Origin of the sequence: Falsiroseomonas oryzae, assembly GCF_027856955.1 — a bacterium.
GTDB classification, from domain to species: Bacteria; Pseudomonadota; Alphaproteobacteria; order Acetobacterales; family Acetobacteraceae; genus Falsiroseomonas; species Falsiroseomonas oryzae.
In genome coordinates this window covers 1-11,109 of record NZ_JAPSMD010000171.1, presented here as the reverse complement: position 1 = coordinate 11,109, position 11,109 = coordinate 1, and the positions used below count along the sequence as shown (strand labels likewise).

12 protein-coding genes are annotated in these 11,109 nt (G+C 72.1%); 2 read left to right on the top strand and 10 right to left on the bottom strand.

Going from position 1 to position 11,109, the window contains the following annotated elements; translation table 11 throughout:
- On the top strand, positions 1–513 hold a 513-nt coding region (locus OZN99_RS16700; RefSeq protein ID WP_270936395.1), incomplete at its 5' end, for a TonB family protein.
- A gap of 15 nt (positions 514–528) precedes the next feature.
- Here the strand turns inward: OZN99_RS16700 and OZN99_RS16695 are convergent.
- The 10 genes from OZN99_RS16695 to OZN99_RS16650 are packed head-to-tail and all read right to left on the bottom strand — an operon-like array spanning position 529 to position 10,094.
- A complete protein-coding gene (locus OZN99_RS16695; protein WP_270936394.1) occupies positions 529–1,545 on the bottom strand; it encodes an amino acid ABC transporter substrate-binding protein in 1,017 nt (338 codons plus the stop codon).
- 54 nt (positions 1,546–1,599) lie between these two features.
- Positions 1,600–2,838: an MFS transporter gene (locus OZN99_RS16690; RefSeq protein ID WP_270936393.1), complete on the bottom strand. Its 1,239-nt coding sequence runs from the start codon at positions 2,836–2,838 to the stop codon at positions 1,600–1,602.
- Complete coding sequence (locus tag OZN99_RS16685; protein WP_270936392.1) at positions 2,835–3,506, bottom strand: nitroreductase; 672 nt, start codon at positions 3,504–3,506, stop codon at positions 2,835–2,837. The genes OZN99_RS16690 and OZN99_RS16685 overlap by 4 nt, the downstream gene beginning before the upstream one ends.
- A gap of 47 nt (positions 3,507–3,553) precedes the next feature.
- Positions 3,554–4,513 (bottom strand): SMP-30/gluconolactonase/LRE family protein, encoded by a 960-nt coding sequence (locus tag OZN99_RS16680; RefSeq protein WP_270936391.1) that lies wholly within the window; start codon positions 4,511–4,513, stop codon positions 3,554–3,556.
- On the bottom strand, positions 4,513–5,799 hold the full coding sequence (locus tag OZN99_RS16675; RefSeq protein WP_270936390.1) for a TRAP transporter large permease: 1,287 nt from the start codon (positions 5,797–5,799) through the stop codon (positions 4,513–4,515). The genes OZN99_RS16680 and OZN99_RS16675 overlap by 1 nt, the downstream gene beginning before the upstream one ends.
- The gene (locus OZN99_RS16670; protein ID WP_270936389.1) at positions 5,796–6,275 is read right to left on the bottom strand and encodes a TRAP transporter small permease; all 480 of its coding nucleotides are present in this window, start codon (positions 6,273–6,275) and stop codon (positions 5,796–5,798) included. Before OZN99_RS16670 ends, OZN99_RS16675 begins: the two co-directional genes overlap by 4 nt.
- A 5-nt stretch (positions 6,276–6,280) precedes the next feature.
- Entirely contained in the window at positions 6,281–7,282 is a 1,002-nt protein-coding gene (locus tag OZN99_RS16665; protein ID WP_270936388.1) for a TRAP transporter substrate-binding protein, read from the bottom strand.
- A gap of 33 nt (positions 7,283–7,315) precedes the next feature.
- A complete protein-coding gene (locus OZN99_RS16660; RefSeq protein ID WP_270936387.1) occupies positions 7,316–8,335 on the bottom strand; it encodes a Gfo/Idh/MocA family protein in 1,020 nt (339 codons plus the stop codon).
- Positions 8,332–9,423, bottom strand: coding sequence for an isocitrate/isopropylmalate dehydrogenase family protein (locus OZN99_RS16655; RefSeq protein ID WP_270936386.1), 1,092 nt, complete (start codon positions 9,421–9,423; stop codon positions 8,332–8,334). The genes OZN99_RS16660 and OZN99_RS16655 overlap by 4 nt, the downstream gene beginning before the upstream one ends.
- Positions 9,414–10,094 (bottom strand): GntR family transcriptional regulator, encoded by a 681-nt coding sequence (locus OZN99_RS16650; protein WP_270936385.1) that lies wholly within the window; start codon positions 10,092–10,094, stop codon positions 9,414–9,416. Before OZN99_RS16650 ends, OZN99_RS16655 begins: the two co-directional genes overlap by 10 nt.
- A 121-nt stretch (positions 10,095–10,215) precedes the next feature.
- Here OZN99_RS16650 and OZN99_RS16645 point away from each other — a divergent pair.
- The coding region (locus tag OZN99_RS16645; protein ID WP_270936384.1) for a two-partner secretion domain-containing protein at positions 10,216–11,109 on the top strand (894 nt) is incomplete at its 3' end.

Genomic DNA, 11,109 nt, shown 5'->3' with positions numbered 1-11,109 from the left:
CCGCCGCCGCCGGCCCCGCCACGCGCTGCGCCGCGGCCGCCGCAGCAGGCCGCACCGGCCTTCCCGCAGGGCGGGCTGTTCCTGCCGGAGGGGTTCCGTCTCGGCCAGCCGGCACCGCCCGCGGGCCGGCCGCAATCGCGCGGCATGGACCTCCGCGTCGATCCCCGCATGGCGGAAGGACGGGCCGCGGCCGACCCGGCGGTGCGCGTCACCGGCGCGCAGGTGGGCGCGGATTGGCGCGCCGCCTTCCGGCGCTGGCTGGACCAGAACATGCGCTATCCGCTGCGGGCCGTGGAACTCGGCGAATCGGGCACGGTGCGCGTGCGCGTGGTGGCCGGGCCCGATGGGCGGGTGCGCAGCGTGCAGCTGACCGGGCCGTCGCTGTCACCCTCGCTGAATGTCGGGACGACGCTGCCCTTCTCGGGCGCGCAGCTGCCGCCCTTCCCGCCGCCCGCCGACCCGGACGGCGTGACGATCGACCTGACCGTCCACTACTACCTGATCAGGCGGTAGCCCGGGTCGTGCGCGTCACCGCAGCGGCAGGGCGTACATCAGGCCGCCGCGGGTCCAGAGGTCGTTCAGCCCGCGCGGCAGGCCGATGGGGCTGCCGCTGCCGAGGTTGCGCTCGAAGCTCTCGCCGTAGTTCCCGACCGCCTTGATCGCGTTGTAGAGCCACCGCTCGTCCAACCCCAGCGCGCGGCCGAAGCCCGGCGTGACGCCGAGCGCGCGCTGGATGGTCGGGTTGGTGCTGCGCAGCATCTCGTCCACGTTCGCCTGGGTGATGCCGAGCTCCTCCGCCTCGATCATGCCGGCGAGCACCCACTTCACCACGTCGAACCACTGGTCGTCGCCGTGGCGCACCATGGGGCCCAGCGGCTCCTTGCTGATGCGGTCGGGCAGCAGGACGTGGTCGTTCGGGTTCTGCAGCGCGGTGGCGCGGTAGGAGGCAAGCTGGCTGGCATCCTGCGTCATCACGTCGCAGCGGCCGGCGGCGTAGGCGGCGACGAACTCGTCCGGCCGCTCGATCAGCACGGGCGTCATGCGCATGCGGTTGGCGCGGAAGTAGTCGGCGACGTTCAGCTCGCTCGTGGTGCCGGGCTGCATGCAGATGGTGGCGCCGTCCAGCTGCCGGGCGGAGGTGACGTTGGCGGAACGGCGCACCAGGAAGCCCTGGCCGTCGTAGAAATTCACGCCTGCCATGTTGAGGCCGAGCGCGCTGTCGCGCTGCAGCGTCTGCGTGGCGTTGCGGGCCAGCACGTCGATCTCGCCGGACTGCAGCATGGTGAAGCGGTTCTGCGAGGAGGTGGCGACGAAGCGCACCTTCGACGGGTCGCCGAACAGCGCGGCCGCCAGGGCGCGGCAGAAATCGGCGTCGAGCCCGCGATACTCGCCGCGGCTGTCGGGGGCGGAGAAGCCGGCCACGCCCTGGTTCACGCCGCAGACCACGCTGCCGCGCGCGCGCACCGCATCGAAGGTGGCACCCGCCTGCGCCTGGCCGATCCACGCCATCGCCAGGCCCAGCCCGGCCAGCCACCACCGCCGCATCGCCCTACCCCCGTTCCCGCCTTGCATCGGAACGGCCAGTGAAGGCGAAGGCGGTCAGGCGCGCAAGCGGGTGTGGCCGCCGAGGCCGAGGCCCTTGGCGCGGATCAGCAGCGTCGCGACGATGATCACGTTCGCCGCGTTCCAGGCGACGCCGTTGAGGAAGGCGGCGAAATAGCTGCCGGTCAGGTCGAAGACCAGGCCGGAGAGCCAACCGCCGAAGGCCATCCCGAACAGCGTGGCGAACAGGACGATGCCGACGCGGGTGCCGACCTCGCTGGCGGGGAAGTGCTCGCGCACGATCACCGCATAGGACGGCACGATGCCGCCCTGCATCAGCCCGAACAGGGCGGAGAGCACGTAGAGCGAGGCGAGACCGTCGAAGAACAGGAACAGCGCGAGCGAGGCGCCCTGCGCGACGGAGCCGAGCAGCAGCGTGCGCAGACCGCCGATGCGGTCGGCGATGAAGCCGGATGCGACGCGGGAGACGATGCCGCAGGCCAGCATGAGGGAGAGCATCTCCGCCCCGCGCGCCACGCCGTAGCCGAGGTCGCCGCAATAGGCGACGATGTGGACCTGCGGCATCGCCATGGCGACGCAGCAGGCGACGCCCGCCACGCAGAGCACCGCGGTCAGCCCGTTGCGCGAGAGCCCGAGCGGGTTGTCGCTGCCGCCCTGCGGCAGCGCGCTGCCGGTGCGCATCCCTGGCGGGCGGGCGCGCAGCAGCAGCGCCAGCGGCAGCATGGTGACCAGGCAGGTCACGCCGACCACGACATGCGCCATGCGCCAGCCATGGTCCGCGATCAGCCAGGTGAGGACCGGCGGCCAGACCGCGCCGGCCAGGTAGTTGCCGGATGCCGCCAGCGCCACCGCGATGCCGCGCCGCCGGCGGAACCACAGCGAGGCATCGGCCATCAGCGGCCCGAAGGCGGCGGCGGCGCCCAGCATGCCGATCAGCAGGCCCTGCGCCAGCGCATAGACCAGCAGGCTGGGCGCGAGGCCGGCCGCGACATAGCCCGCCGCCAGCGCGACCGCGGCGCCGAGCAGCGGCACCATCACGCCGAAGCGGTCCGCGAGGCGCCCCATCAGGATGCCGCCGGCGCCGAAGCCGAGCATGGTCAGCGTGTAGGGCAGCGAGGCCTCCGCCCGCGTGGCGCCGAACTCGGCCTGCACATGCGGCAGCGCGACGACGACCGACCACATGCCGGCACCGCCGATCGTCGCCAGCGCGACGATGGCGGCCAGCCGGATCCAGGCGGTGCGCGAATCGATCAGCGCATCGGCATTCCCGTTCATGCCGCGGGGCCGAAGGCGACGAAGCCGTCCAGCGGCTCCCGCGCCGTCACCAGGCGGTTGGCGGGGTGGTCGGGATCGGCGCGGCCGAGCGCCATGCCGCAGAGCAGGATGCGGTGGTCGGGGATGCCGAGCTCGCGGCGGACGATGTCGTGGTAGTCGCAGAAGGCGGCCTGCGGGCAGGTGTCGAGACCGAAGCCGCGCGCGGCCAGCATCACGTTCTGCAGGAACATGCCGGTGTCGAGCCAGGAGCCCGGCTCCATGTCGCGGTCCATGCTGAAGAACAGCCCGACGGGCGCGTCGAAGAAGTCGTAGTTGCGGGCATGCTGCGCGGCGGTCGCCTCGCGGTCGCCCTTGCCGATGCCGAGCAGGCTGTAGAGCCCCCAGCCGGTGGCGCGGCGGCGCGCCAGGTAGGGCTCGCGCCAGCTGCGCGGATAGTAGTGGTATTCGCGCCGCGCCGGCTCCCCGGCGGCGTGGGCGGCGCGCAGCGCGGCACTCAGGCGCGCCTTCTCCGCGCCGGTGGTGACGCGGACATGCCAGGGCTGGATGTTGGAGCCGGAGGGCGCGCGCGACGCGGCGCGCAGGATCGCCTCGATGGTTTCGCGCGGGACGGGGTCGGGCAGGAAGCCGCGCACGCTGCGGCGCGTCGTCATCGCCTCGATCACGTCCATCGTCGCGCGGTTCCTCCCGGTGGGCCGCGCAGTCTGGCCCGGCGCGGCTACCAGCGCCAGTGCGGCGGCGGCGCGCCGGCGACGGGCATGGGCACGCGCATGATGCGGTCGGCGAGCAGGCAGCCGAGCCAGGCCTCCCGCTGTCCGGGACCGGCGAAGGCGAGGGATGACACGTTGGCGAGCGGGCTGCTGGCCTGCGCCATGTCCGCCGGCGTCAGCGTGCCCGCCCGGCTGGCCGCCGCGATCCGCGCCATGTGGCCGGGATCACCGGTATCCAGCATGCGCGCGACGTGCCCGCTGCCGGGGTCCACCCGCAGCAGGCGGTTGGCGACGATGGCGGTGACCCAGACCTGGCCTTCCGCGTCGAAGGCGAGGCCGTCCGGGTATTCGCCCTCTGCGAAGTCCGCGACCACCTGCTTCGCGCCGAGCGTGCCGTCGGCGGCCAGCGGGAAGCGCGAGAGGCGGCGCGTGTAGGTCTCGTTGACGTAGAGGAAGCGGCCATCCGGCGAGGGCATGCATTCGTTGGTGTAGCCCAGCCCGTCCGCGGCGATGCGCGCGCCGCGCGAATCCACCAGGGCGATGAAGCCGGTGCAGGCCTGCGGCGTCCAGTCGCGGTCGCGCGGCGTCAGGCGGGTGGAGACGGTCACCCAGAGCCGGCCTTCCGTGTCGCGCAGCGCGTAGTTGGTGGGGGGCAGGGCGATGCCCTCCACCTCGCGCAGCAGCGGCGTGACCTGGCCGTTGCGCGCCAGGCGGAAGACGCCGCCTTCCTCGGCGCCGAGATGGGCCAGCAGGAAGGAGCCGTCCGGCTCGAAGGCGATGCCGTTGGGCTTCAGGCCCTGCGGCAGGTCGGCCGTATGGCCGGCGATCAGCCTGTGGGAGCCGTCCGGCGCCAGCGCGGCGACGCCGCCGCGGAAATCGGCGGTGAAGACGCTGCCGTCCTTCGCGACGAGGACGGATTCCGGCCGGACCAGCCCGCTGCCGTGGAAGGTGACGTCGGCGAGGTCCATCAGCGGAACCAGTGCACCGGGGCCATCACGAAGCCCGGAAAATAGGTGATGATCGCCAGCACGATGCAGCAGATGCCGAACATCGGGCCGAGTTCCTTCGTCACGCCCCACATCCGGGCATTGGCGATCTTCGCGGCGACGAACAGCGTGCCCCCCACCGGCGGCGTGAACAGCCCGATCGCCAGGTTGCAGGTCATGATCAGGCCGAGATGCACGGGGTCCACGCCCAGCCCCTTGGCGACCGGCAGCAGCAGCGGCGCGGTCAGGATCAGCGCCGGCACCGGTTCCAGGAAGATGCCGAGCAGCAGCAGCGCGATGTTCACGACGAGCAGGAATTCCCACTTATCGAGGTCCCAGGCGCGCAGCGTCGCCACCAGGTCCATCGGCACGCCTTCCATCGTCATCACCCAGGCGAAGGCGGTGGTGGCGCCGATCACCAGCATGACGGTGGCGGAGGTGACGAAGCTGTCGCGCAGGATGCGCGGCACGTCGGCCAGCCGCAGCTCCCGGTAGACAAAGCGGCCGATCAGCAGGGCGTAGAACACCGCGACGGCGGCGGCCTCGGTCGGCGTGAAGACGCCGCCGAAGATGCCGCCGAGGATGACGACGGGGAAGAGCAGGGCGGGGATGCAGTCGCGGAAGGAGGCCAGCAACTCCGCCGAACTGGTGGGTGCGCCGCCGGGATCCCAGCCGCGCGCCTTGCCGACATACATGCACCAGAGGATGAGGCCGAGGCTGAACAGGAGCCCCGGGATGAAGCCGGCCAGGAACAGCTCCTTCACGCTGACGCTGCCCATGAAGGCGAAGATCACCATGGGGATGGAGGGCGGGATGATGATGCCGATGGTGCCCGCCACGGCGACCAGCGCCGCGGCAAACTCGCGCGTGTAGCCGCGGCGCTGCATGCCCGGGATCATCACGCTGCCGACCGCCGCGCTGTCCGCCACCGCGCTGCCGGAGACGCCGGCGAACAGCATGGAAGACGACACCGTCACCACGCCGAGTCCGCCGCGCAGGAAGCCGAGCGCCTTGGAGGCGAAGTCGATCATCCGGTGCCCGACGCCGCCGGCCACCATGATCTCGCCGGCCACGATGAACATCGGCACGGCCAGCAGGTGGAAGGGCTCCACGCCGCCGATGAAGGCCAGCAGCATGCCTTCCTCGATGTAGAAGTTCGGCGAGAGCTGCATGTAGGCGAAGGTCGCGATCACCAGCGCCCAGACCAGCGGCACGCCGAGCAGCGCGATGCCCATGAAGATCAGGAAGGTCGTGAGGAACAGCGTCATGCCGCGGGCTCCGGCCCCAGCAGCACGCGCCGGGCGATGAAGAGCAGGCCGAGCGCCGCGCCGACCGGCATGGAGGCATAGGCGAGGCCCATCGGGATGTAGGTGACCGACAGGGTCTGGTTCATCATCTGGTGCGACAGCGTGGTGCCCCAGACCAGGAAGCCGAGCAGCACCGCGGCGGCCGAGGCATCCGCGATCCAGCCGAGGATGCGCCGGGCGCCGGGGCCGGCGGCGTCCACCAGTTCCGTGATGGCGAGGTGGGCGCCCAGCTGGATGGCGCGCGCGCCGCCGAGGAAGGTGAGCCAGAGCAGCACGAACTCGCCCATCTCGTTCACCCAGGCGAGCGAGATGTTGAAGACGTAGCGGGCGACGACGTTCGCCATCACCACCACGGTCAGCCCGCCGCCGCCCAGCACCAGGAACCAGTCGAGCGCGCGCCCGAGCAGGCCGCAGACCCTGTCGAGCGCGCGCAGCACGCCGCTTACGCCCGGGCCCGCAGCGCGCTCGCTTCCTCGAGGAAGCGGTCCACCTGCTCCTGCCCATATTCCTGCCGGGCGCGGGCGATCGCGCCCTGCGAGGCCTGGCGCCAGGGGCCGAGGTCGGGCTTGTTCACGGTGGCGCCACGCTGCGTCATCTGCTGCAGCAGCGCCTCGTCATTGGCGGCGACCTGGCGGCGGTTGTGCTGGCCGCTCTCGCGCCCCGCCTGCATCAGCGCGTCGCGGGCGTTCTGCGGCAGGCTGCCCCAGGTGCGCTCCGCGACGCAGAGCCAGAGCGGAGAGTAGACATGGTTGGAGAGCGTGATGTGCTTCGCCACCTCGAAGAAGCGCTGGCTGAAGATGGTGTCCACCGGGTTCTCCTGCCCGTCGACCGTGCCCTGCTGGATCGCCAGGTAGACCTCGGTCACCGGCATCACCACGGGGTTCCAGCCCTGGCTCTCCATGATCCAGCGGATCATGTCCACCGGCGCGATGCGCAGCTTGCGGCCGCGCGCGGCGGCGGGGCTGGGCAGGGCGAAGGTGGTGGAGAAGCTGCGGAAGCCGGCTTCCCAGTCGCCGACGATGCGCATGCCGCGGCCAATCAGCGCCTGCTTCTGCTCCGCGATGAAGCGGGAATTGTCGTAGAGCCGCCAGCCCTGCTCGTAGGTCTCCGCCAGATAGGGCAGCGCGATCAGGTTCAGCGGGCGGGTGTGCGTGGCATAGGTGACGACGCCGGTGATGGCGAGGTCGATGGAGCCGACCGCCACCTGTTCCAGGCTGCGGGCGTCGTTGGCCAGCTGGCCGGAATGGAAGACCTGCACGCGGAAGCGCCCGTCGGTCAGTTCCTGCACGCGGCGGGCGAAGAGGTTGGCGGCTTCCTGCCGCGCGCCGACTTCGGTGTCGGTGTGGTTCAGGCGCAGCGTACGCGCCTGCTGGGCGTGGGAGATGGCGGGCGCGGTGAGCAGGCCAAGGCTGCCGATGAGTGCGGTGCGACGCGTGGCGAACATGATCCTTCCTCCCTTGTCGTGGTGCGTGGAACGCTAGACGGTCACGAAGCGGCCCTCCTCGGCCGATCGGTAGATCGCTTCCTCGATCTCCATGTTGCGCAGCCAGGCGCGCGCGGTGTTGGGCACCGGCGCGCCGTTGGCGATGTGGGCCAGCGCGGCGCGGCACTGGCGGAACACGCAGTCGCCGCCATAGCCGCGGTTCTCCCAGGCGTAGGCGTGCTCACGTTCCTCGCCGCGATGCGGGCGGAGGAAGAGGCGGCCGTAGCCGTCGACGCGGAGCTGCCCGCCCGTGCCTTCCACCAGCAGCACGCCGTTAGTCATGCGCGGATCGTCAGAGGGATGGTCCACCAGGCGGTTGCCGTCCACGATGCCCTGCCGGCGCGGATCGGCGAAGGCGAAGAGCACCGTCGCCGCATCCTCGCCGACGATCGCCGGGTTCAGCCTGCGCAGCCGCGCGAAGACGCCCGCGACCTCGCCGAACAGGAAGCGGAAGACGTCGATCAGGTGGATGACCGTCTCATGCACCAGGAAGCGCGGCATGGTGCGGAAATAGGGCTGGCGCGCCAGGTAGGCGTCCTCGCCCTGGCCGTCGCCGGAGCGCAGGCGGAACCCGATGTCGAGCGGCTCTCCCACCGCGCCGTCGCGGATCAGGCGTTCCGCCTCCATGAACCAGGGCATGAAGCGGAAGTTCTCGTGCACGATCAGCGTGGCGTGGGCACGTTCCGCCATCTCCACGATGCGCTGCGCCGTCGGCCAATCGGGCGCCAGCGGCTTCTGGCAGATGGCGGGGACGCGGCGCTCGGCGCAGAGCGCGACGAGGTCGGCATGGGTGCCGGGCGGCGTGACGATGTCCACCAGCTGCGGCTGCGCGGAGTCCAGCATGGCCGCGGCATCGGTGAAGACCTGCGCGCCGGGGAAGGCCTGCGCGGCGGTCTCCGCCTTCGCGCGGTCGCTGTCGCAGATCGCGGCGACGCGCACCGGCAGGCGCGACCAGGCATCGCGATGGAACTGCGCGAAATAGCCGCAGCCGATGATGCCGACGCGCAGCGTCATCCCGGGATCTGCCCGGCCACCGCGGCCGCGACCTCCTTCGTGCCGGCGCCGCCGAACTCGGCGCTGCGCAGCCCCGCGGCGAAAGCCTTGTCCACCGCGCCCTCCAGCTCGCCCGCCGCATCCGTCCAGGCCTGGCCGGCGCCGCGGCTCCCCAGCCAGTCCAGCATCATCGCTGCCGAGAGCAGCATCGCGGTCGGGTTGGCGATGCCCTTGCCGTGGATGTCGGGGCCGGTGCCGTGGCTCGGCTGGAACACCGCGTGCTCGTCGCCGATGTCGGCGGAGGGCGCATAGCCCATGCCGCCGATCAGCCCGGCGCCGAGGTCGGAGATGATGTCGCCGAACATGTTCTCCATCGGCAGCACGTCGAAGTCCCAGGGCCGGCGGACCATGTCGAGCGCCAGCGCGTCGATGTAGTGCTCGCCGGAGGGGACCTGCGGGAACTCCGCCGCGACCTGCCGGAAGACCTTCCGCATGAAGGCCATGGAGGTGAAGACATTGGCCTTGTCCACCAGCGTCACCTTCTGCGGCCGGCCGAGCCGCTGCGCGCGGCGCTCCGCCAGGCGGAAGGCGAAGCGGCTGAGGCGTTCGGTGGTGGCGCGGGTGATCACCATGGTGTCGCGCGCCTCGCGGTCCTCGATCACCACGCCGCGGCCGCGGGCGTGGAACAGGCCCTCCGTGCTCTCGCGCAGGATCACCAGGTCGATGTCCTTCGCGCGCGGATCGGCCAGCGCCAGCGGCACGCCGGGGATGGCGCGGATCGGCCGCACCCCGGCATAGAGGCCGAGGCGGAAGCGCAGGTCGAGCTGCGGCGCGATCTCCGTCCCGTCGGGATAGCGGATGCCGGGCCAGCCCATGGCGCCGAGCAGGATGGCGTCGGCGGCTTCCGCGCGGCGGAACACCGCCTCGCTCATCGCGGTGCCGGTCTCCTTGTAGACGAAGGCACCGGCCTGCAGCGTCTCGGTCGTCAGGCCCAGACCGTGACGCCGCGTGAGCTTCTCCAGCACGCCCATCGCGGCGTCGGTCACCTCCACGCCGATGCCGTCGCCCGGCATCACCGCGATGCGCACCGCGTTGGACGTCACAGCCATGCCAACCCACTCCGTTCGATCAGGGCAATCAGCTCGGCACCGCCGCGCTGGCGGTGCCTGCGGTAGATCTCGCGCGCGCCATCCGCGTCGCCGGCGCGGATCGCCTCCAGCGTCGCGCGGTGCTCGGCGGTGGAGCGCGCGGGCAGCGGGCGCATGTTGAGCGTGAACATCCGCGCGCGGTGCGACTGGTCCCAGACCTGCATCGCCATGGCGGCGAGGCGGCGGTTGCCGCAGAGCTCCGCCAGGCCGCGGTGGAAGGCCTCGTCGGCCTGCGCCCAGGCGGCGCGGTCCTCGGCGGCGATCGCGGCTTCCATCGCGTCGCAGGCACGCGAGAGGGGCGCGAGGTCGGCGACGGGCAGGGCGCGGCACGCCAGCAGCTCGGCCGCCTTCGGCTCCAGGCTTTCCAGCACGTCGTAGATGTCGCGCATGTCGGCCGGCGAGATCGGGGCGACGCGCATGCCGTGGCGGGGCGTGACCACGGCCAGCCCGTCCTGCTGCAGGCGCAGCATCGCCTCCCGCACGGGGGTGCGGGACATGCCGAGCTCCAGCGCGAGTTCCGCCTCCAGGCGCTGGGCGCCGGGCGGCAGGTGGTTGTCGAGGATCATCGCGCGGAGCCGCTGGTAGGCGGTCTCGGCGGAGGTGGGCGCGCGCGGGGCGGGGCGGGCGATCATCGCGCACATCAACGCATACGTTGTCGCACACGGCAAGCATTCAGTTATGCACGTGATACGTGCAATCTTGAAAATGAGATTCCCACTGGCGGTTGAGAGACGATTTGTTCACACTACGCCCATGGGCCGCTCCCTCCGTCCGCTCCTGCTCGCCTCCACGGCCCTGCTGCTCCCGCTCGCCGCCGCGGCCCAGGCGCCCGGCGCGCGCCCCCAGGGCGGCAACGTGGTGGCCGGGCAGGCCAGCATCTCGCAGACCGCCACGCGCACGCAGGTCAACCAGTCCAGCGACCGCGCGGTGATCGAGTGGCGCGGCTTCGATGTCGGCGCGAACCACCAGGTGGACATCCGCCAGCCCGGTGCCGGCTCCTGGTCGCTGCAGCGGGTGACCGGGCCGGATCCCTCGGCCATCGCCGGACGGGTGACCTCCAATGGTGGCGTCGCACTGGTGAACCCGAACGGCATCGTCTTCCAGGGCGGCGCGCAGGTGGACGTGGCCGGGCTGATCGCCACGGCGTCGGACACGACCAATGCGAACTTCATGGCCGGCCGCATGGCCTTCGACGGCCAGCCGCGTCCCGGCGCCCGCGTCGAGAACCGCGGGACCATCACGGTGCGGGAGGGCGGGCTGGCCGCCCTCGTCGGGCCGGTGGCGGCCAATTCCGGCACCATCCGCGCGCGGCTGGGCCGCGTCGCCATTGCGGGCGGCGAGGCCTTCACGCTCGACCTCGCGGGTGACGGGCTGCTGTCCTTCGACGTGACGCAGGAGGTGCGGTCGGCCCCCTCCGGCGCCACGGCGCTGGCGACCAACAGCGGCACCATCGAGGCGGAGGGCGGGCATGTGCTGCTGACGGCGCGCGCCGCCTCCGGCCTGCTGGAACGGCTGGTGGAGGCGGGCGGCACGGTGGCGGCGGCGGGCGGCACCATCACTGCGAATGCGCCCGGCGGCGGCGTCGCGGTGCCGGCGGGGGCGCGGCTGGATGCCTCCGCACCGTCCGGCGGCGGCCGCGTGACGGTC